Genomic DNA, 19,179 nt, shown 5'->3' on the forward strand with positions numbered 1-19,179 from the left:
CCGCAGCATGGCCCGTCTGCGACTGCGCTACGAGGGCGACCACCGCCCCCGGCTGGTCCTGACCGACACCCCCGACCCCAAGTGCCCCGAATGCCACGGCATCGGCGGCTGGGCCGAGGACTACGGCGACCACGACACCGGCGAGTACGCCGGCACCCACTACTACCGGTGCACCTGCTGGAACCCCGACCACCCCACCCGCCCCGTGCCCCTGCCGCGCTGGGCCGCCCGCCTCCTGTTCGGCTGGACCGAACCCTCCTACAGCGACGAACCGCCGTTCTGACCTGCCTGTGCCGACCGTCGTGCCGCCCAACACCCGCCCGCGCGGCGGCTGTTGGGCGGTGCGGGGGACGGACGGCCCGCCCCGGAACCACAAAACCCCGCAACAGCCGCCGAATCCTGGCAGACGAGGACGGCTGTTGCGGGGCGCGTGTCCGTACGAGACGAACCAGGAATCAGCATGCCCGACTTCACCCGCTCCACGCTCGCGATCGCCGATGACGTCGCCGACCGGCGCGACGCCTCCGACGGCCGCTCCCGCTTCGGCGCCTACCTCGCCCGCAACGCCGGCCTGCTCCACGACGACGGCGACCCGCTCTCCGCCCGGGAGTTCGCCTTCTCCGTCTGGCAGATCGCCACCAGCCCCGTCATGTCCCCCGGCTACGTCCGCCACCGGCCCGACCTGCACGCCCTGGCCCTCGTGAGCCACGGCGAGGACATGGACCAGGTCGCGGTCCGCATCGACGTCCCCCTGCGGCACCACCACCTCGCCGCCCGGACCGACCACCGCCTCGCCGACTGGCAGCGCGACGTTTGGGCCACCGCCGACGGCTTCACCGCCCTCGACCAGCCCCGCCCCACCGGCCGGCCCGCCCTGCTGGCCACCGCCACCGTGCTGCTGCCCGTCCCCGCCCGCGTCCTCGTCGCCCCGACCGCCACGACGCCGGGCCATGAGATGACCGCACAGGCCAAGAACGCCGTCGCCGCGCTGGTGATCTGGACGAACGCGCACGCCCACCTCGTCAACGACCTCACCGGGGCCGGGGCGTGAGCGCCGGGGCGTGGCCCGTCACGGTCCGGCCGGAAGCGGATCGGCTTCCGGCGCGGCCGTGGAACGGGCTCACGCTGCTGGACGCGTTCTGCAACATCGGCGGTGCCGGGATGGGCTTCCACCTCGCCGGGTTCCGCGTCCTCGGCGTGGACGTCCTCGACCAGCCGAACTACCCGTTCGCTTTCGTTCGCGGCGACGCGATCGACTTCATCCGCGCCCACGGCGCGGCGTTCGACCTGATCTCCGCCGGACCGCCGTGCCAGCACGACTGCACCCTCACCGCCGGCACCAACGCCCGGCACCGCGACCGATACCCCGACCTGCTCGAACCCACCCGGGACGCGCTGGAGGCGGCGCGGCGGCCGTACGTGATCGAGCAGCCCCCCGGTCGCGCCTCCAAGCGGATGCGGGTCGATCTCACCCTGTGCGGGGAGATGTTCGGCCTCCGGGTGCTCCGCCACAGGAACTTCGAGTTGGGCGGCTGGGCCATGCCCCGCCCGGCGCACGTTCCGCACCGTGGACCGACGATCGGTTACCGCCACGGCACCTACGTCAGCCCCGAGCAGGGCAGGTACTTCCAGGTCTACGGCAACGGCGGCGGCAAGGGTTCGATCACCGACTGGCAGCACGCCATGGGCATCGACTGGACCGGCGACCGCAGGGAGATCGCCGAAGCCATCCCCCCGGCCTACACCGAGCTGATCGGCCGGCACGCCGCTCAGCAGATGACCGCACCCGGGACGGTGGCGGCGTGAACGCCCGGACCCCGCCCCTGGTCGGCGCAGACCTGTGGCAGGCCGTGATGGCTGCCGCCGCCGGACGGTGCCAGTGCCGCGGGGCGTGCGGGAAGTCCCACGCCAAGGACGGCGGCAGGTGCGTCCGGGAGCACGGCGGCTACCAGCAGCGCCACGGCGGCGGCACCGTCCGCCTCCTCGCCGCCCCCGCCAACCCGGCCGACATGCTCCTGCCCCCGCACCGGGCCGCCGCCCTGCCCAAACAGGCCCTCGCCGCCTGGTGCCCCGTCTGCCACGATGCCGCCCTCGCCGCCGCCCGCAGGGCTGCCCGGACCACCGCCCCGGCCGCGCCGGACGTCCTCTTCGACCTCTGACCCGCCGTCCGTCCGCCCCGAGGAGCGGACGGACGGCCCGGAAGGGACTCCCTTTGACTGCACGACCCGACCTGCTCGCCGCCGCCCTGGACGCCGCACAGCGGGGCTGGCCGGTCTTCCCCCTGCGCCCCGGCGACAAGCGCCCCGCCCTCCACCACGCCACCCGCTGTCCCCGCACCGGCCCCTGCACCGGCGGCCACGCCGGATGGGAGCAGCGCGCCACCACCGACCCGGACGCGATCCGGCGGGCATGGGAGCACGGCCCCTACAACATCGGGCTGGCCACCGGCCCCGCCCGGCTGCTCGTCATCGACCTCGACGTGCCCAAGCACCCGAGCGACACCCCGCCCGCACGGTGGGCGAAGCAGGGCGTCGCCGACGGCGCGGACGTGCTCGCCGCACTGTGCGAGCAGCACCAGCAGCCCTACCCCGCCAGCACGTTCACCGTGCGGACCGCCTCCGGCGGGACCCACCTGTACTTCACCGCGCCGGCCGGGGTCGCCTTGCGCAACACCAGCGGCGAGCACGGTAGCGGGCTCGGGTGGAAGATCGACACCCGCGCCGCCGGCGGCTACGTCGTCGCCCCCGGCTCCGTCATCGGCGACCGGGCCTACACCGTCGAGCACGACGCCGCCCCCGCACCGCTGCCCCCGTGGATCGCCCGGCTCCTCGCACCCGCCCAACCGGCGGCCGTCCGACCCGCCGTCACCATCCGCGCCCGCAACGGCTCCGCGTACGCGGCGGCTGCGCTGCGCAACGAAACGGCCAACGTCGCCGGCGCGGCCGAAGGCACCCGGAACTGGACCCTCACCCGTGCCGCGCGTGCCCTGGGCCGCCTCGTCGCCGACGGACGCCTCACCCGGGCGGAGGTCGAAGACGCTCTTAAGGGGGCGGGAGAGGCATGCGGCCTGCCCGCCCGGGACGTCGCCGCCACCATCACCAGCGCCCTCGACTGGTCCATCGCCAACAACCCCCGAGGAGAAGCCGCATGACCACGCTCCCCGGCTCCCCCCTTAAGAGCCACACCGAGCACGACCGGCCCGCACCCGAGGACGGCGCCGCCCTCCTCGACGCCGTCGAAGCCCACCACCGCCGCTTCAACGTGTTCCCGTCCGAGGCCGCCTACGTCGCCGTCGTCCTGTGGGACGCCCACACCCACCTCCTCGACTGCTTCGAGTCCACCCCCCGCATCGCCTTCCTCAGCCCCGAGCCCGGCTCCGGCAAGACCCGCGCCCTGGAGATCATCGAGACCCTCACCCCGCGTCCGATGCTCACCACCGACGTGTCCCCGGCCGCGCTGTTCCGCTCCGTCTCCGACCCCGAAGCCCGACCCACCGTCCTGTTCGACGAAGTGGACACCACCTTCGGCCCCAAGGCCGCCGGCAACGAGGACCTGCGCGGCCTCATCAACTCCGGCCACCGCCGCTCCGGCGTCGTCCTGCGCTGCGTCGGCGACGGCAACACCCAGACCGTCCAGCACTTCCCCGTCTACGCCGCCCTCGCCATGGGCGGACTCGGCGACCTCCCCGACACCATCATGAGCCGCTCCGTCATCATCCGAATGCGACGCCGCGCCCCCAACGAGAAGGTCGAACCCTTCCGCGAGCGCAAGAACGCACCCGAAGGCCACGCCCTGCGCAAGCGCCTCGCCACCTGGGCCGACACCGTCCGCGGCACACTCCAGGACGTCGAACCCGAACTGCCCGACGGCATCAGCGACCGCCCCGCCGACGTGTGGGAGCCCCTCCTCGCCGTCGCCGACGCCGCCGGCGGCCACTGGCCCGCCCGTGCCCGCGCCGCCTGCCTCCAACTCGTCAACGCCGCCCGCGCCAACGACAAGGGCAGCGTCGGCATCCGCCTGCTCACCGACCTGCGCGACCTCTTCGCGGGTGCGGAACGGGTGCTCACCTCCGACCTGCTGAACCGGCTCGCCGAGTTGGACGACGCCCCGTGGGCCGACCTCGACGGCAAGCCCATCACCGCCCGCGCCCTCGCCCGCATGCTCGGCGACTACGTCACCGTCGACGGCGACCCCATCAAGCCCCGCACCATCAAGACCGGCCCCAAGACCGGTGCCAAGGGCTACTACGCCGCCGACCTCGCCGACGCCTGGAACCGTTACTGCCCGCCGTCGTCCCAGGAATCCGTTACCGCCGTTACTTCCGTTACCGCGCAGGTCAGGGCCCTGTTCCCGGTAACGGATACGCCGCAGGTAACGGATACCGATCCGTCACCCGTCACCACGTCCGCCACCGCGCCGTAAGCCTCCCCGCCGTTCCCGAGACGCGTCCGGGAACGGCACCAATCCGTTACCGCTACCGAATCCGTTACCGCGATCACGCCTCTGAGCTGCGCGGTAACGGAGGTAACGGCAGTAACGGATCCCACAGAAGGAGGGGCAAAGCCCCGCCGACGACCTGGAGGGTTCCCATGCTCAAGAATCCGGGCGCGCTGCCGACGCTGTTTCAGCCGGCGGACGTCGCCAAGGCGCTTGGCAAGTCCGAATGGTGGGTCAAGGAGCAGGCCCGGCGAGGCCGCATTCCCTTCACCAAGCCGGGGCGGGCCTACCGCTTCACCGCCGAACAGGTAGCTGAGATCGTGCGGCTCTACGAGGCGCGGCCGGCCATCACGGTCGTGTCGCAGCCTCAGGCCGTCAGCGCCGACAAGTCCAGGAAGCAGACGTCCGTCCAGCCGCCCGCCAGACCGGCGGTGCGTCTTCGCGCGCGGGCCCCGCGTCGAGTCGCGCTCCAGCAGCAGAACGCCGCCTGAATGCGCATCACCTGCCCCGCCTGACCAAGAAGCCGGGCGGGGCCCAGTTCTAGAGAGGCCATATTGGGATACGGCGAGAACCGGGGCGACTACTGGCGCGCCCGGTACAAGATCGCCCGTGGGAAGTACGGGACTGTCTTGGACGCCAACGGCAAGGCGGTCCGCTTCAAGACCCAGCGTCAAGCCGAGAAGGCCGCTGCGGTTGCCGAGGAGAACGTGGCCAAGGAAGCCGCGCAGCCGGTCACGGTCCCCGAGCCGGAGCGGATGACCTTCGGCGAGTACGCGAGCGGCTGGTACGAGGAGCAGGACTTGGCCGCCTCGACCATGCAGAACTACCGCCGCCACATCGAGGAGCACCTGCTCCCCGAGTTCGAGAACGCCATCGTGGACGAGATCACCCGGGCCGACATCGAAGCTTGGGAGCGCAAGGAGCGGGGCCGCGGCTACGCGGAGAGCAGCATCAAGACCTGGCGTGCGACGCTGCACCTGCTTCTCGCGGACTCGGTGGAGGAGGGGCTGCGCGACGCCAACCCTGCGACGAGACGGCGCGGTCGGGGCAAGCGCGCCGGTCGGTCGCGTCGGCGCGGCCCGGAGAAGGTGGTGACCGATGCGCTGGGCGCGCTGCTCATCGCCGAGCGGTCGGCGCTGCTGTCGGGTCGGGACGACGAGTTCGTGGCGAACGTGCAGATCTACTACACCGGCAACCGGTGGGGGGAGGTCGTGGGGCTGGAGACGGAGTTCGTGCGCCGCGGCTCGATCCGGGTGGAGCATCAGTTGTACGAGCTGGACTCCGGGGAGCTGCACCGCTGCCCGCCGAAGGACGACTCCTATCGGACGATCGACACCCCGCCTTTCCTGGACGGCCTGCTGTTCGGTCAGATCGCCAGAACCTCGCCGAAGCCGTGCCCCTGCCACGGCCTCACTTACCTGTACAGCGGCCATGGCGCGGCCAACGGCGCGACCTCCCGTCCCGGGGCCAAACTGGCGGACGTCGCCCGGCTCGCCGGTGTCTCCACCGGCACGGTCTCCAACGTCCTCAACCACCCGAACCGAGTGACCGAGCAGACCCGGGTGAAGGTCGCCAAGGCGATTGCCGAGCTCGGCTTCGTTCGAGGCGGTGGGGCGGGGGAGCGGGCCCCGCACTGGCGGCGCAACGGCTTCGCGCAGTGGCTGTTCCAGCCCGCCGCCACCGGCTGGTACCCGAAGAAGGCACCGGAAGAAGCGCACCCGGTGCCGGTGCTCGCCGAGCCCTTCCCAGGGATCCCGGCGCGTGGTCGGGGTGCCTCCGGCCGGGCCACCGCCTGCTGGCAGCCGATCGCCAAGGGGCTGACCCCGCACGGCAACCGACACGGGCACAAGGTCACCCTGGACGAGCTGAAGACGCCCAAGGTGCTCGTGGACGAGCGGATGGGCCACATCGACGGCTCGGTGTCCGCCCGCTACTCCCACGTCACCCAGACCATGCGCGACGAGCTGATGGAGGGTCTCACCCGGGTCTGGGAGTCGGCTCTCGACCTGCGCCGGCAGATGTGCCCGACCTCCCCGGTCGCCGTCCTCGACCGGCTGCTGACGGGCCGTCCGGCCTAGAACGGGGGAACCTCTCAGGGGAGGTTTTCTCCCAGGATTCTCCCGAGAGGTCTGGGAGAGACAAGCAGGGCCGGTGTTCCCTGAGGAACACCGGCCCTGACCTGCACTTACGAAGTCGGGGTAGCGGGATTTGAACCCACGGCCTCTTCGTCCCGAACGAAGCGCGCTACCAAGCTGCGCTATACCCCGGTCCTGCTTTGTTGCTTTCCGTTCCCGGTGCAACGAGTAGAACTCTACAGGAGGTGGGGCCAGACGCGAAATCCGGTTTAGCGGCTGGTCAGCGAGGGGTGGGGGTGAGGGTGAGGAGGGTGGCCTCGGGGGGGCAGGCGAAGCGGATGGGGGTGTAGCGGTTGGTGCCGCAGCCGGCGGAGACGTGGAGGTGGGAGCGGTGGCCGGCGGCGGTGTGGGTGGAGAGGCCCTTGACGCGGTCGGTGTCGAGGTCGCAGTTGGTGACGAGGGCGCCGTAGAAGGGGATGCAGAGCTGGCCGCCGTGGGTGTGGCCGGCCAGGATCAGGGGGTAGCCGTCGGCGGTGAAGGCGTCGAGGACGCGCAGGTAGGGGGCGTGGACGACGGCGAGGGAGAGGTCGGCGTCGGGGGAGGGGCCGCCGGCCACCGCGGCGTAGTCGTCCTGGCGGATGTGCGGGTCGTCGAGGCCGGTGAACTCGATGTCGAGGCCGGCCACCGTGAGGCGGCCGCGGGCGTTGTTGAGGTCGAGCCAGCCGGCCCGGTCGAAGCCGTCGCGGAGCTTCTGCCAGGGATTGTGGACGGCGCCGGTGATGCCGCGGCGGCCGGTGCCGTCGGGGTTGTTGAGGCCGTGGACGCCGCTGCGCAGGGCCTTGAGGTAGCGGGTGGGCGACTTGCGGGCGGGGCCGTAGTAGTCGTTGGAGCCGAAGACGTAGACGCCGGGGAAGTCCATCAGCGGGCCGAGCGCGTCCAGCGTGGCGGGGACGCCGAGCGGGTCGGAGAGGTTGTCGCCGGTGTTGACGACCAGGTCGGGGTGGAGCCCGGCGAGGCTCTGCAGCCAGCGCTGCTTCTTGGCCTGCCCGGTGACCATGTGGATGTCGGACACCTGGAGGATCCGGATCGGCCGCGCGCCGGCGGGCAGGATCGGAACCTCGACGCGCCGCAGCCGGAACGAGCGGACCTCGTACCCGGCGGCGTAGACGAGACAGGCGGCGCCGGTGGCGGCGACACCGAGCGGGACGGAGTACAGCGGTCGCATCGGTCCATGGTCGCAGACCGTTCGAAAAGACGGACAAGCACCCGGGGTTCGGCGGAGGATGACGGGCCGTCAGCACGAACCGGCAGGTAAAGGGGCGGCGGCGGGGCGGGACAGGTGTCAGAATCGGCGGCATGACGACGCTCAAGGAGCAGCTGCACGAGGACCTCACGGCTGCCATCAAGGCACGGGACGAGCTGCGCTCGTCCACCCTCCGGCTGACGCTGGCCTCGGTGACCGGCGCGGAGGTGGCGGGCAAGCAGAAGCGCGAGCTGTCCGACGCCGAGGTGCTTCAGGTGATCGGCAAGGAGGCGAAGAAGCGGCGGGAGGCCGCGGAGGCGTTCGAGGGTGCCGGCCGGACGGAGCAGGCGGCGCGCGAGCGGGCCGAGGGCGAGGTGCTGGAGGCGTACCTGCCCAAGCAGCTCACGGACGAGGAGCTGGCCGGGATCGTGGCCGCCGCGGTGGCAGAGTCCGGGGCGAGCGGCCCGCAGGGCATGGGCGCCGTGATGAAGCTGGTGCGTCCGCAGGTCGAGGGCAAGGCGGAGGGCGGCCGGGTGGCCGCCGCGGTGAAGGCCGCGTTGGCCGGCTGACCTGCGACAACCCCTGCAACTGCTGAAGCCGCCCGCCCGGAGGTGATCTCCGGGCGGGCGGCTTCCGTGTGTACGGCGTGCGGGGTGGGGTCAGTGGTGGCCGGGCTTTCCGGTGGTGCCGCCGGTGGTCGGCGGGAAGGAGAAACCGCCGGTGGTCAGGCCGCCGGTGGTCAGGCCGCCGGTCGTCAAGCCCGTGGTGCCGCCGTTGGTGCCGCCGCCATTGCCGTTGCCGCCACCGTTGCCACCGCCGTTGCCGCCACCATTGCCACCGCCGTTGTTGCCACCGCCGGTGGTCGCGCCGGCGGTGTCGCCGGACGGGGTGTCGGTGGCGGGCGGGTTGCTGGTCGCCGGCGGGGTGGTGACGAGGTTCTTGAAGGTGGAGATCGGAGTGCCGTCCAGGGCGTCGTTCATGGCCATCTGCCAGATCGGGCCGGGGCCGTCGGCGCCGTAGACCGCCCCGAAGGACTTGCCGCCGATGGTGATGTTCTTCATCGAGACGTTGCCGCCGACACCGCCGAGCCAGACCGAGGTGGAGAGGTCGGGGGTGTAGCCGGTGAACCAGGCGGCGTACCGCTCGTCGGTGGTACCGGTCTTGCCGGCGATCGGGCGGCCGTCGTCGAGGCCGAGGGAGGAGCCGGTGCCCTTCTCGGTCACGCCGAGCAGCAGGCTGTTGACGTTGTCCGCGGTGGACTGGCTCATCGCCTGGTTGCAGTTGGCCTTCGGCACGTCGAGCTTCTTGCCGTCGCTGGCGACCACGGAGGTCAGCGCGATCGGGGCGCAGTAGACGCCGCGGGAGGCGAAGGCCGCGTAGACCGAGGCCATCTGGAGCGGGCTGACCTCCTGGGTGCCGAGCACCATGGAGGGGACCTCCTGCAGGGGCTTGCCGTTGGCCAGGGTGCCGACGCCGAGCTTGTCGGCCATCTGCTTCATCGGGCACAGGCCGGTCTGCTGCTCCAGCTGCACGAAGTAGGTGTTGACCGACTTCTGCATGGCGACCGTCATGTTGTACGGGCCGATTTCCCGCTCGGACTCGTTCGACACGGTGGGCTTGGAGGTGTCGTTCCAGGTGCCCTGGCAGGTGGAGACCCGCGGGTACTCCATCTTCGGCGGCGAGGACAGTTCCTGGCTGATCGGCACCCCGCTCTCCAGGGCGGCCGCGGCCAGGATCGGCTTGAAGGTCGAGCCGGGGGAGAAGCCGTTGCCGCCGCCCATGGACGCGCCGGCGTTCAGGTTGAGGACGGTCTGCTTCTTGGCCTCGTCCAGGCCGTACGGGCGGGTCTGCGCCATCGCGAGGATCTCGCCGGTGCCGGGCTTGACCATGGTGCCGGCGGCGGACACCTTGTCGGTCACGTAGACCTTCTTGGTGACCGCGTTGTACATCGCCTGCTGCTTTTCCGGGTCGATGGTGGTGTTGATCTTCAGGCCGCCCTGCGACCAGAGCTTCTGCCGGTCGGCGGCGGTCTTGCCGAACACCGGGTCCTGCTTGATCACGTGGCGCACGTAGTCGCAGAAGAAGCCCATGCCGTTCCCGGCGGTGATGCAGCCGTTCTGCGGCTCGGTGTAGGTGATGCCGAGCGGGGCGGCGAGGGCGGCCTTGGCCTCCTCCGGCGAGATGTGCTTGTACTCCAGCAGCTTGTTGATCACCGTGTTGCGGCGGGTCTGCGCGGCCTGCGGGTGGGTGATCGGGTCGTACGCCGAGGGGTTCTGCACCAGGCCGGCCAGCATCGCGGCCTGGGGGATGTCGAGGTCCTTGGCGCTCTTGTTGAAGTAGCGCTTGGCGGCGGACTCGATGCCGTACGCCTGGTGGCCGTAGAAGGTGATGTTCAGGTAGTTGGTGAGGATCTGGTCCTTGCTCAGGTCCTCTTCCAGCTTGATGGCGTACTTGAGCTCCTGGATCTTGCGACCCATGCTCTTCTTGGTGGCTTCCAGGAACGCCTGCTGGTCGTCGCCGGCCTGCTCGACGAAGACGTTCTTCACGTACTGCTGGGTGAGTGTCGAGGCACCCTGGGCGGTGGTGCCGGACTCGGCGTTCTTGGTGGCGGCGCGCAGCACGCCCTTGAGGTCGACGGCGCCGTGCTCGTAGAAGCGGTTGTCCTCGATGTCGACCTGGGCCTGGCGCATGATCGGCGCCATCTGCTCCTTGGTGAGGATGGTGCGGTCGCGGTCGTAGACCTTGGCGATCAGGCCGCCCTTGGCGTCGTAGATCATCGACACCTGGGAGAGTGTGGGCGTCTTGAAGTCGTCCGGGATGTTGTCGAACGACTCGGCGGTGTCCTTGGCGGTCAGGCCGAACGCGCCGACGGCAGGCAGGGCCATGCCGGCGACCAGGATGCCTGCGAGCACGGCGCTGCCCAGGAACTTGACGCCGAGCCCTGCCTTGTCCAGTGCGGTGCCCGTGGATCGCGTAGCTGCCATGGGGAGAACCCTACGTTGCGGAATCCCGTACAGGGGGGCAGGTGTTCGCCTACGCTTGTCACAGAACTGCGACAGCTTCGCTCTGCTCATCATCATCACTCTTGTGAGTGATGAGCTTTGTCCGATTCCAGGCATTCTGGGCCCATTTCAGGCGGCTGCATGGCGGGCCGCTGTTGCACACCGTGACGAAAACGCACCATTCGGCCCCCGCAAGGCCCGCGACCTGCAATCACTCCAACGAGTGAGCTGTCGGACACCCATAGTCCGATCGGGTCATTCGAGATTGGGCCGACAGGGGCTGTTGCGTTGTGTCGTTCTTCCGTAACGTCCTCAACTGGCAACGGTGAATATGCCGTTGCCGCCGTGGGGGAGCCCCGAATCGGGAGAGGACGGCGCCGGGATGGGCTGGGTGGACGACTGGAGCGTGCAGGCCGCGTGCCGCACGAGCGATCCGGATGAACTGTTCGTGCAGGGGGCGGCGCAGAATCGCGCCAAGGCGGTGTGCAGCGGCTGTCCGGTGCGCACCGAGTGCCTCGCGGACGCACTCGACAACCGTGTCGAGTTCGGCGTGTGGGGCGGAATGACGGAGCGCGAGCGTCGGGCGCTGCTGCGCCGGCGCCCGACTGTGGGGTCCTGGCGCAGGCTGCTGGAGACCGCGCGCACCGAGTACGAGGAGTCGCTGGCCACCGGGGTGGTCCTGCGGGACTACGCCCAGGCGGGCTGAGACTCCGTCAAGCAGGGCGGTGGGGCGGGCCGTTGGCTCACTCGGCGGGGGAACCGAGTCGGTCGCCGATGGCCCGCAGTCCGTCCAGGTCGTGGACGTCTCCGGGCAGTGCGGGCACTTCGACGATCGGCACGTCCGGGTAGACCGAGGCGAAACGGTCGCGGGTGCGCCGTTCCCGGGTCATGACCTGCATGCGTTCGGCGTGCAGGCGCAGCAGTCCGGCGGCCAGGGTCTCGGCCTCGACGGTCGAGGTGGCGGTGCCGTTCTCCTCCAGCGCCTCGGCGGCGGCCAGGGCGCGCTCCGAGGTGAGCTGCGGGGCGCCGCTGGTGTGCACCCGGTTGAGCACCAGGCCGGCCAGCGGCATGGTGTCGGCGGCGAGCCGGTCGACGAAGTACGCGGCCTCGCGCAGCGCGTCGCGTTCCGGTGCGGCGACCACCAGGAACGCGGTGCCCTCGGCCTTCAGCAGCTGGTAGGTGCGGTCGGCGCGCTCCCGGAAACCGCCGAACATCGAGTCCATCGCGGAGACGAACGTCTGGACGTCGGTGAGCAGTTGGGCCCCGAAGATCTTGCCGAGGGTGCCGGTGATCAGCCCCATGCCGACGTTCAGGAACTTCATCGCGGAGCGGCCGCCGACCTTGGCGGGGGCGGTGAGCAGCCGGATCACCTTGCCGTCCAGGAAGGACCCGAGCCGGGTGGGGGCGTCCAGGAAGTCCAGCGCGGAGCGGGACGGCGGAGTGTCCACGACGATCAGGTCCCAGCGGTCCTCGGCGCGGAGCTGGCCGAGCTTCTCCATCGCCATGTACTCCTGGGTGCCCGCGAAACCGGCCGACAGCGACTGGTAGAACGGGTTCTCCATGATGGCCCGGGCCCGGTCGGGTTCGGCGTGGGCGAGCACGACCTCGTCGAAGGTCCGCTTCATGTCCAGCATCATCGCCTGGAGCTCGCCCTCGCCCCGGGTGCCCTTGACCACCCGCGGGGTGTTGTCGAGCTCGGTCAGGCCCATCGACTGGGCGAGCCGGCGGGCCGGGTCGATGGTCAGTACCACGACGCGGCGGCCGCGTTCGGCGGCGCGCAGGCCGATCGCCGCGGCGGTGGTGGTCTTGCCGACACCGCCGGAGCCGCAGCAGACCACGATCCGGGTCGCCGGGTCGTCGATCAGGGTGTCGATGTCCAGCCCGGTCATGCCGCTCCCTGCCGCTTCAGTTCGCCCGCCAGCCGGTACAGGCCGGCCAGGTCCATGCCCTCGCCGAGCAGTGGCAACTCGTAACTGGGCAGACGCAGTTGTTGAAGGTCGATGCGCTGGGTGCGTTCCAGTTCGACCCGTTCGGCGTGCTCCCGGGCCTGTTCCAGCAGCGGGTCGAGCAGTGGCTCCACGGCGGCCCGCACGGTCTCCGGCTTGCGCGAGCGCCCGCCGAGGCCGGCCTCGCCGAGGGCCAGCGCCACCTCCTCGCGGTGGTCGCCGTGGGCGGCCTCCACCGCCGCCGCGTCCAGTATCGGCGGGCGCACCATGTTCACCAGGACACCGCCGACCGGCAGCCCGGCCTCGCGCAGGTCGGCGATCCCGTCCACCGTCTCCTGCACCGGCATCTCCTCCAGCAGGGTGGTGAAGTGCACCGCCGTCTCCGCGGAACGCAGCACCCGCATCACGGCCTGCGCCTGGGTGTGGATCGGGCCGAACCTGGCCAGGCCCGCCACCTCGGAGTTGACGTTCAGGAAACGGGTGAGCCGACCGGTCGGCGGGGCGTCCATCACCACCGCGTCGTAGGCCCGCCGGCCGTCCGGGCCCTTGCGGCGGGCCGCCTCGCAGGCCTTGCCGGTGAGCAGCACATCGCGCACGCCCGGGGCGATGGTGGTGGCGAAGTCCACGAAGCCGACCTTCTGCAGGGCCTTCCCGGCCCGGCCCAGCTTGTAGAACATCTCCAGGTACTCCAGCAGCGCCTGCTCGGTGTCGATGGCCAGCGCGTGCACCTCGCCGTGGCCCTTGCCCGGCAGCCCCAGCTGAGCCGGCGTCACCGTGGCCACCCGGCGCTCCTCGTACGGCAGCGCGGCGATCTGGAACAGCTCCGCGATGCCCTGCCGGCCCTCCACCTCGATCAGCAGGGTGCGGCCGCCCTCGGCGGCCAGCGCCAGCGCGAGCGCCGCCGCCAGCGTGGTCTTGCCGGTGCCGCCCTTGCCGCTGACCACGTGCAGCCTGACGCCCTCCCAGTCCGGCTCCCGCGGCGACGTCTGCCCGGTCGGCCCCGCCGTACCGCTGCTGCCCGCCACGCCCGCTCTCCGTCCGTCGCCGCCTGCTTCTGCCGAGGGGTCCCCCGCGGGCATCCCTCACCGCGAGGGTAACGAGCGCGCGCTCCGGATGACGGGAGCATCCCGGCCACCCCGGCGTTTGATGCCCGCTTTGTGTCCCACCTCACACCGGGCGGGGCGGCTAGAGTCACCCCATGACCAAGTGGGAATACGCAACCGTGCCGCTTCTTGTGCACGCCACCAAGCAGATCCTCGACACCTGGGGCCAGGACGGCTGGGAGCTCGTCCAGGTCGTTCCCGGGCCGAACCCGGAGCAGCTGGTGGCGTACCTGAAGCGCGAGAAGGAGTAGTCATGGGTCAGGTAGAGCAGAAGCTCGCCGAGCTCGGGCTGACCCTGCCCGAGGTGGCGGCCCCCGTCGCCGCGTACGTCCCGGCGCTGCGCACCGGTCACTACGTGATGACCTCCGGGCAGCTGCCGATGGTCGGCGGCAAGCTCCCGCTGACCGGCAAGGTCGGCGCCGAGGTCACCGCGGAGGACGCCAAGGACCTGGCGCGGATCTGCGCGCTGAACGCGCTGGCCGCCGTCAAGTCGGTGATCGGCGACCTGGACAAGGTCGAGCAGGTCGTCAAGGTGGTCGGCTTCGTCGCCTCCGCCCCCGACTTCACCGGCCAGCCCGGCGTGGTCAACGGCACCAGCGAACTGCTGGGCGAGGTCCTCGGCGACAAGGGCGTGCACGCCCGCAGCGCCGTCGGCGTCGCGGTGCTGCCGCTGGACGCGCCGGTCGAGGTCGAGCTGATGGTCCGCGTCCGCGACTGACCGCCTGTGCGGAAGGGCCCGTCGCCGCACCGCGGTGGCGGGCCCTCGCATTGGGGCCTGTCGGCCCGGGGCGACGGCGGTTAACATCCGTGAACATGCCCGAGATGCCGCCGTCCTGGCCCGCCCGAATCCGCGCCCTGGCCACCGGGGAACTCACCCCCGCCGCGCCCCGGCCCGCCGCCACCGTGGTGCTGCTGCGCGACGGCGCCACCGGCCCCGAGGCGTACCTGCTGCGCCGGCGCACCACGATGGCCTTCGCCGGCGGCATGTACGCCTACCCCGGCGGCAGCGTCGACCCGCGCGACCGCGAGGTGCGCCCGCCGTGGGCCGGCCCGTCCACCGAGGAGTGGGCCGAACGTCTGGGCGTGGACGAGCCGACCGCCTGCGCGGTGGTCTGCGCCGCCGTCCGGGAGACCTTCGAGGAGGCCGGCGTGCTGCTGGCCGGCCCCGACGACCGGACCCTGGTCGAACCCACCGACCGGTCCGCCGAACGCGCCGCGCTGGAGTCCCACCAGCTGTCCCTCGCCGAGTTCCTGACCCGGCACAACCTGGTGCTGCGCAGCGACCTGCTGGCCGCCTGGGCCCGCTGGGTCACCCCCGAGTTCGAGGAACGCCGCTTCGACACCTGGTTCTTCGTCGCCGCCCTGCCGGCCGGGCAGACCGCCGCGGACACCGTCGGCGAGGCCGACCGGGTCACCTGGATGACCCCCGCCGACGCGGTGGCCGGCTTCCACGAGGGCCGATTCGGGATGATGCCGCCGACCGTCACCGTGCTGCGCGAGCTGACGCCGGTGCGCAGCGCCACCGAGGCGCTGACCGCCGCCGCGGACCGCAAGGTGACCCCCGTGCTGGGGCAGGCCGAGGTGCGCGGGGACCGCATGACGGTGCGCTGGCCCGGGTATGACGAACTGACCGTCGACGGCGTGTTCCCGGCGTGAGAGCCTTCCCCCGGGAAGCTCGGCAGCAGCCGCGCCGACCAGCGGCTTTCCACTGCGACAGCACCGACCGCGTACACCCCGGAAGGAGACCTCCGATGACTCACAACGACGTGGCTCGCCGGACCTCGGCCACGCCCGCCCGCACCGTCACCCCCCGTGCCGCCGCCTGCGACGCACCGGCGCCCGCGGCCACCACCGCCCGCCTGCTGGTCCGCGAGCTGCCCGCCCGGGCACTGGTACGGACGCTCCCGCTGCGGCAGCTCAGTCGGGCCGAGGCGGACGCCGCGTGAGCGGTCTGCTTCCGGGCGACCCCGCCGACGTGGTCGGCGGGGCCGCCACCGCGCGCGCCCAGTGCGTGCTCGCACCCAACCCGTCCCCGATGACGCTGGACGGCACCAACACCTGGCTGCTCTCCGAACCCGGCTCCGACCTCGCCGTCGTGGTGGACCCCGGCCCGCTCGACGAGACCCACCTGCGACGGGTCGTCAGCACCGCCGAACAGCAGGGCAAACGGATCGCCCTCACCCTGCTCACCCACGGACACCCCGACCACGCCGAAGGCGCCGCCCGGTTCGCCGAACTCACCGGCACCGCCGTGCGCGCCCTCGACCCGGCACTGCGACTCGGCGAAGAAGGCCTGCACGGCGGCCAGCGGCTGGAGATCGGCGGCCTCGACCTGCGGGTGGTCGCCACCCCCGGGCACACCTCCGACTCGCTGACCTTCCACCTGCCCGCCGACGGCGCGATCCTCACCGGCGACACCGTCCTCGGCCGCGGCACCACCATGGTCGCCCACCCCGACGGCCGGCTCGGCGACTACCTGGCCTCGCTGCGCCACCTGCACGCGATGGCCGCCGAGCACGGCGTCCGCACCGTCCTGCCCGGCCACGGCCCGGTCCTCGCGGACGCGCTCGGCGCCGTCGACTACTACCTTGCCCACCGGGCCGGCCGGCTCGCCCAGGTCGAGACCGCGGTCGAGACGGGATGCCGCACGGCGGCCGAGGTGGTCGCCCGGGTGTACGCGGACGTGGACCGCGCGCTGTGGCCTGCGGCGGAACTGTCGGTGCGGGCGCAGCTCACGTACCTGGAGGAGCACGGGCTCATCTGAGAACGGCAGCGGGTGCGCAAACAGGGGCGCGGGGAACTGCGCGAAGCGGAAGGCACTCAACCGCAAGATCGCGACGCAGGACAATCACTTGCACTTGATCGCGACCTTGCGGATGAGGCTTGCGCTTGTCGCGCAGTTCCCCGCGCCCCTGTTTGCGCGCCCCCTGGGCGGAGCCCCTTAGCGTGAGCGGCGCGAGAGGCGTTCGACGTCCAGCAGGACGACCGCGCGGGCCTCCAGCTTCAGCCAGCCGCGGCCGGCGAAATCGGCGAGGGCCTTGTTGACCGTTTCGCGGGAGGCGCCGACCAACTGGGCCAGTTCCTCCTGGGTGAGGTCGTGGGCGACGTGGATGCCCTCGTCGGACTGGACGCCGAAGCGGCGGGACAGGTCGAGCAGGGCCTTGGCGACGCGGCCGGGCACGTCGGAGAAGACCAGGTCGCTCATCACGTCGTTGGTGCGGCGCAGGCGGCGGGCGATCGCGCGGAGCAGCGCGATGGAGACCTCGGGGCGGGCGTGCAGCAGCGGGAGCAGGTCGCCGTGGCCGAGGCCGAGGAGCTTGACCTCGGTGAGGGCGGTGGCGGTGGCGGTGCGCGGGCCCGGGTCGAACAGCGAGAGCTCGCCGATCATCTCGGAGGGGCCGAGCACGGCGAGCATGTTCTCGCGGCCGTCCGGCGAGGCGCGGTGCAGCTTGACCTTGCCCTCGACCACGACGTACAGCCGGTCGCCCGGGTCGCCCTCGTGGAACAGCGACTCGCCGCGGGCGAGCGTCACCTCGGTCATGGAAGCGCGGAGCTCGGCAGCCTGGTCGTCGTCGAGTGCCGCGAACAGCGCGGCGCGCCGCAGAACGTCGTCCACGAGCTTCCTCCTGCTGGTGTCATGGGCAGTGCTATTCACCACCAAGGATGACGCATGTCGCTCCGATCATATGAGGAGGGGGGTGGGCCGGGTGCGGCCCACGCGGCCATTCGCGCACTTCGGGTGACGGCCCACGACGGCGCCCGTCCGGCGGCGTGTCGTCGAACGGGCGCGCGGCGCGGGCCGGTGGGTGCTCAGACGGTCAGCCCCAGGCCGGACGGCGGAGCGGTGACGGTCAGCACCGGGCACGGGGCGTGACTGCGGCAGTGCCGGGCGGTGCGGTCGCCGTGCGGGTGCGCCCAGCGGCGGTGCGGGGTACCGAGCAGCAGCAGGTCGGCGGGGCCGGTGACCGCCGCGACCAGGGCCGGACCGGCGGCTCCGGTGACCACGGTGGGGCGGACCAGGACATTGCCCGGCCAGCCGCCGAGCGCGGTGTCGAAGGCGGCGTCCAACAGCAGCCCGGCGGCGCGGGCGGGCACCTCGTCGGACGGGCGCCGGACGAGCACCGGGACCAGCACGGCGCCGCGCACCGCCGCCTCCATCGCGGCCCGGCGCAGCGCCGCCAGGCTGTCCGGCGAGCCGTCCACACCGACCACCACATGGGTTTCGCCGTGTTCCATGACCGGCCTCCTCGTCCCTCTCCTTCAGTGAACGCCGTCGGCGGCGGCCCGGGCGTCAGGGCGGCGTTGGGAAACCGGCCGTGGGCGTCAGGGAGCCGTCAAGGACGGCCGGAGGTGGGGCGGGGACGCGATCTGCTGGGTGGTGCGGGCCCCGCCGGGGTCCGCGAGTTCCTGGACGGAGGACGCGTGATGGAGCAGCGGCCGCGCATCGTGGTCGGGGTCAGCGGATCGCTCGGCAGCCTGGCGGCCGTGCACCGTGCGGTGGCCGAGGCCCGGCGGTTGGGCGGCGAGGTGCTGGCCCTGCACGCCTGGGAGCCGCCGAACGGGGAGTTCGGCCACCGCCGCTCGCCGTGCCCGCCGCTGCTGTCGGCGGTGCGCGAGCTGGCCGCGACGACGCTGGCGGAGGCGATGGCGGAGGCGTTCGGCGGCACCGACCCGGGCGTTCCGCTCACCGCCCGCACCGTCCGGGGACAGACCGCCCCGACCCTGCTGGCCGCCGCCGATCGGCCGCGCGACCTGCTGGTCCTCGGCCCGTCCGGCTCCTGGCTGCACCGCGGCCTGCGCGGCTCCGTCCCGGCGTACTGCGTGCGCCGGGCTAGCTGCCCGGTGCTGGTCGTGCCGCGCTCCGAACTCGCCACCACCCTCGACGAGGTGAGCAGCCGCCTGTTCGCCGCCCGGGCCCTGGACGCGGAGCTGCGCGACCTGGTCGCGGTGTCCGACGGTGCCTGAACGGCTGCCGGTCGCCCTGTCGGGCGCGGCGGCACTGCTGCTGGGCGCGGCGACCGCGCTGGCACTCGCGCCGCTCGGCGAACTGCGCGCCGGCTGGTTCGCCCTCACCGCGTTCGCCGCCGGGTGCGCCGCCCTCGGCAGCCGCTCGCGGCCGGCCGCCGCACCGTTCGTCGGCCTGGCGGCATGGCTGTTCCACAACGGCTTCGCCGAACACCGCTACGCCGAGCTCAGCTGGTCCGGCCCGGGCACCGAGGCCGGCCACCTGGCACTGTTCACCGCGGCGGCACTGCTCGCCGCCCTCCCGTGGGCCCGGATGCGCCCCCGGAAGTGAGCGCAAGTACAAAAGAGACGGCGGCAGTTCGGGCTGTGGGGGCCGGGGCTGCCGCGAACGGGAGCGGCCCGGGTGGT

Annotated in this window: 23 protein-coding genes and 1 tRNA gene; 17 read left to right on the plus strand and 7 right to left on the minus strand. The window is 72.2% G+C overall.

Going from position 1 to position 19,179, the window contains the following annotated elements:
- Positions 1-7 precede the first annotated feature (7 nt).
- From ACFV18_RS28070 to ACFV18_RS28105, 8 genes are all read left to right on the plus strand, one after another.
- Complete coding sequence (locus ACFV18_RS28070; protein ID WP_380487886.1) at positions 8-283, plus strand: hypothetical protein; 276 nt, start codon at positions 8-10, stop codon at positions 281-283.
- A 177-nt stretch (positions 284-460) separates the two neighbouring features.
- Entirely contained in the window at positions 461-1,051 is a 591-nt protein-coding gene (locus tag ACFV18_RS28075; protein WP_380487888.1) for a hypothetical protein, read from the plus strand.
- A gap of 110 nt (positions 1,052-1,161) precedes the next feature.
- Complete coding sequence (locus tag ACFV18_RS28080) at positions 1,162-1,806, plus strand: DNA methylase (RefSeq protein WP_380487988.1); 645 nt, start codon at positions 1,162-1,164, stop codon at positions 1,804-1,806.
- On the plus strand, positions 1,803-2,159 hold the full coding sequence (locus ACFV18_RS28085) for a hypothetical protein (protein ID WP_380487890.1): 357 nt from the start codon (positions 1,803-1,805) through the stop codon (positions 2,157-2,159). The genes ACFV18_RS28080 and ACFV18_RS28085 overlap by 4 nt, the downstream gene beginning before the upstream one ends.
- A 53-nt stretch (positions 2,160-2,212) precedes the next feature.
- The gene (locus ACFV18_RS28090; protein ID WP_380487892.1) at positions 2,213-3,151 is read left to right on the plus strand and encodes a bifunctional DNA primase/polymerase; all 939 of its coding nucleotides are present in this window, start codon (positions 2,213-2,215) and stop codon (positions 3,149-3,151) included.
- Positions 3,148-4,422, plus strand: coding sequence for a DUF3631 domain-containing protein (locus ACFV18_RS28095; RefSeq protein WP_380487894.1), 1,275 nt, complete (start codon positions 3,148-3,150; stop codon positions 4,420-4,422). The genes ACFV18_RS28090 and ACFV18_RS28095 overlap by 4 nt, the downstream gene beginning before the upstream one ends.
- 167 nt (positions 4,423-4,589) lie before the next feature.
- Complete coding sequence (locus tag ACFV18_RS28100) at positions 4,590-4,928, plus strand: helix-turn-helix domain-containing protein (protein ID WP_380487896.1); 339 nt, start codon at positions 4,590-4,592, stop codon at positions 4,926-4,928.
- Positions 4,929-4,991: 63 nt separating this feature from the next.
- Positions 4,992-6,515 (plus strand): LacI family DNA-binding transcriptional regulator, encoded by a 1,524-nt coding sequence (locus ACFV18_RS28105; protein WP_380487898.1) that lies wholly within the window; start codon positions 4,992-4,994, stop codon positions 6,513-6,515.
- A 115-nt stretch (positions 6,516-6,630) separates the two neighbouring features.
- Here the strand turns inward: ACFV18_RS28105 and ACFV18_RS28110 are convergent.
- Both ACFV18_RS28110 and ACFV18_RS28115 read right to left on the minus strand, forming a co-directional pair.
- Positions 6,631-6,704, minus strand: a tRNA-Pro gene (locus ACFV18_RS28110).
- Between the two features lie 88 nt (positions 6,705-6,792).
- Positions 6,793-7,737: a metallophosphoesterase gene (locus ACFV18_RS28115; RefSeq protein ID WP_380487899.1), complete on the minus strand. Its 945-nt coding sequence runs from the start codon at positions 7,735-7,737 to the stop codon at positions 6,793-6,795.
- Positions 7,738-7,868: 131 nt separating this feature from the next.
- Between ACFV18_RS28115 and ACFV18_RS28120 the strand changes: the two genes are divergently transcribed.
- Complete coding sequence (locus ACFV18_RS28120) at positions 7,869-8,324, plus strand: GatB/YqeY domain-containing protein (protein ID WP_380487900.1); 456 nt, start codon at positions 7,869-7,871, stop codon at positions 8,322-8,324.
- Between the two features lie 90 nt (positions 8,325-8,414).
- On the opposite strand, the gene ACFV18_RS28125 is transcribed toward ACFV18_RS28120, so the two are convergent.
- The gene (locus tag ACFV18_RS28125) at positions 8,415-10,739 is read right to left on the minus strand and encodes a transglycosylase domain-containing protein (protein ID WP_380487902.1); all 2,325 of its coding nucleotides are present in this window, start codon (positions 10,737-10,739) and stop codon (positions 8,415-8,417) included.
- A gap of 400 nt (positions 10,740-11,139) precedes the next feature.
- On the opposite strand from ACFV18_RS28125, the gene ACFV18_RS28130 reads away from it, so the two are divergent.
- Positions 11,140-11,463, plus strand: coding sequence for a WhiB family transcriptional regulator (locus ACFV18_RS28130; RefSeq protein ID WP_380487904.1), 324 nt, complete (start codon positions 11,140-11,142; stop codon positions 11,461-11,463).
- A gap of 37 nt (positions 11,464-11,500) precedes the next feature.
- Here the strand turns inward: ACFV18_RS28130 and ACFV18_RS28135 are convergent, their stop codons facing one another.
- Positions 11,501-12,646, minus strand: a complete 1,146-nt coding sequence (locus tag ACFV18_RS28135) for an ArsA family ATPase (RefSeq protein WP_380487905.1) — start codon at positions 12,644-12,646, stop codon at positions 11,501-11,503.
- Positions 12,643-13,728 carry an ArsA-related P-loop ATPase gene (locus ACFV18_RS28140; RefSeq protein WP_380487907.1) on the minus strand — a complete coding sequence of 362 codons (1,086 nt, stop codon included), beginning with the start codon at positions 13,726-13,728 and terminating at the stop codon, positions 12,643-12,645. Before ACFV18_RS28140 ends, ACFV18_RS28135 begins: the two co-directional genes overlap by 4 nt.
- Positions 13,729-13,901: 173 nt before the next feature.
- Between ACFV18_RS28140 and ACFV18_RS28145 the strand changes: the two genes are divergently transcribed.
- From ACFV18_RS28145 to ACFV18_RS28165, 5 genes are all read left to right on the plus strand, one after another.
- Positions 13,902-14,057, plus strand: coding sequence for a DUF4177 domain-containing protein (locus tag ACFV18_RS28145; RefSeq protein WP_152645221.1), 156 nt, complete (start codon positions 13,902-13,904; stop codon positions 14,055-14,057).
- A 2-nt stretch (positions 14,058-14,059) separates the two neighbouring features.
- Positions 14,060-14,524 carry a RidA family protein gene (locus ACFV18_RS28150; RefSeq protein WP_380487909.1) on the plus strand — a complete coding sequence of 155 codons (465 nt, stop codon included), beginning with the start codon at positions 14,060-14,062 and terminating at the stop codon, positions 14,522-14,524.
- 95 nt (positions 14,525-14,619) lie between these two features.
- Entirely contained in the window at positions 14,620-15,462 is an 843-nt protein-coding gene (locus ACFV18_RS28155; protein ID WP_380487911.1) for an NUDIX hydrolase, read from the plus strand.
- 95 nt (positions 15,463-15,557) lie between these two features.
- Entirely contained in the window at positions 15,558-15,752 is a 195-nt protein-coding gene (locus tag ACFV18_RS28160; protein WP_380487912.1) for a hypothetical protein, read from the plus strand.
- Positions 15,749-16,570, plus strand: a complete 822-nt coding sequence (locus ACFV18_RS28165; protein WP_380487914.1) for an MBL fold metallo-hydrolase — start codon at positions 15,749-15,751, stop codon at positions 16,568-16,570. Before ACFV18_RS28160 ends, ACFV18_RS28165 begins: the two co-directional genes overlap by 4 nt.
- Positions 16,571-16,747: 177 nt before the next feature.
- Here the strand turns inward: ACFV18_RS28165 and ACFV18_RS28170 are convergent, their stop codons facing one another.
- Both ACFV18_RS28170 and ACFV18_RS28175 read right to left on the minus strand, forming a co-directional pair.
- Complete coding sequence (locus ACFV18_RS28170; RefSeq protein ID WP_014136744.1) at positions 16,748-17,422, minus strand: Crp/Fnr family transcriptional regulator; 675 nt, start codon at positions 17,420-17,422, stop codon at positions 16,748-16,750.
- Positions 17,423-17,616: 194 nt separating this feature from the next.
- On the minus strand, positions 17,617-18,042 hold the full coding sequence (locus tag ACFV18_RS28175; protein ID WP_380487916.1) for a universal stress protein: 426 nt from the start codon (positions 18,040-18,042) through the stop codon (positions 17,617-17,619).
- 114 nt (positions 18,043-18,156) lie between these two features.
- Here ACFV18_RS28175 and ACFV18_RS28180 point away from each other — a divergent pair, with 114 nt between their 5' ends.
- The gene (locus ACFV18_RS28180; protein WP_380487918.1) at positions 18,157-18,771 is read left to right on the plus strand and encodes a universal stress protein; all 615 of its coding nucleotides are present in this window, start codon (positions 18,157-18,159) and stop codon (positions 18,769-18,771) included.
- Complete coding sequence (locus tag ACFV18_RS28185; RefSeq protein ID WP_380487920.1) at positions 18,764-19,102, plus strand: hypothetical protein; 339 nt, start codon at positions 18,764-18,766, stop codon at positions 19,100-19,102. Before ACFV18_RS28180 ends, ACFV18_RS28185 begins: the two co-directional genes overlap by 8 nt.
- Positions 19,103-19,179: the final 77 nt, after the last annotated feature.

The sequence above is a fragment of the Kitasatospora sp. NPDC059673 genome (genome assembly GCF_042734215.1).
GTDB lineage: Bacteria > Actinomycetota > Actinomycetes > Streptomycetales > Streptomycetaceae > Kitasatospora.

Coding starts and splice junctions, on each gene's coding strand:
- ACFV18_RS28080 (WP_380487988.1), top strand. CDS start 1,162: ATGGGCTTCCACCTCGCCGGGTTCCGCGTCCTCGGCGTGGACGTCCTC.
- ACFV18_RS28120 (WP_380487900.1), top strand. CDS start 7,869: ATGACGACGCTCAAGGAGCAGCTGCACGAGGACCTCACGGCTGCCATC.
- ACFV18_RS28150 (WP_380487909.1), top strand. CDS start 14,060: ATGGGTCAGGTAGAGCAGAAGCTCGCCGAGCTCGGGCTGACCCTGCCC.
- ACFV18_RS28160 (WP_380487912.1), top strand. CDS start 15,558: ATGACTCACAACGACGTGGCTCGCCGGACCTCGGCCACGCCCGCCCGC.
- ACFV18_RS28125 (WP_380487902.1), bottom strand. CDS start 10,739: ATGGCAGCTACGCGATCCACGGGCACCGCACTGGACAAGGCAGGGCTC.
- ACFV18_RS28095 (WP_380487894.1), top strand. CDS start 3,148: ATGACCACGCTCCCCGGCTCCCCCCTTAAGAGCCACACCGAGCACGAC.
- ACFV18_RS28075 (WP_380487888.1), top strand. CDS start 461: ATGCCCGACTTCACCCGCTCCACGCTCGCGATCGCCGATGACGTCGCC.
- ACFV18_RS28175 (WP_380487916.1), bottom strand. CDS start 18,042: ATGGAACACGGCGAAACCCATGTGGTGGTCGGTGTGGACGGCTCGCCG.
- ACFV18_RS28135 (WP_380487905.1), bottom strand. CDS start 12,646: ATGACCGGGCTGGACATCGACACCCTGATCGACGACCCGGCGACCCGG.
- ACFV18_RS28145 (WP_152645221.1), top strand. CDS start 13,902: ATGACCAAGTGGGAATACGCAACCGTGCCGCTTCTTGTGCACGCCACC.
- ACFV18_RS28155 (WP_380487911.1), top strand. CDS start 14,620: ATGCCCGAGATGCCGCCGTCCTGGCCCGCCCGAATCCGCGCCCTGGCC.
- ACFV18_RS28130 (WP_380487904.1), top strand. CDS start 11,140: ATGGGCTGGGTGGACGACTGGAGCGTGCAGGCCGCGTGCCGCACGAGC.
- ACFV18_RS28115 (WP_380487899.1), bottom strand. CDS start 7,737: ATGCGACCGCTGTACTCCGTCCCGCTCGGTGTCGCCGCCACCGGCGCC.
- ACFV18_RS28070 (WP_380487886.1), top strand. CDS start 8: ATGGCCCGTCTGCGACTGCGCTACGAGGGCGACCACCGCCCCCGGCTG.
- ACFV18_RS28100 (WP_380487896.1), top strand. CDS start 4,590: ATGCTCAAGAATCCGGGCGCGCTGCCGACGCTGTTTCAGCCGGCGGAC.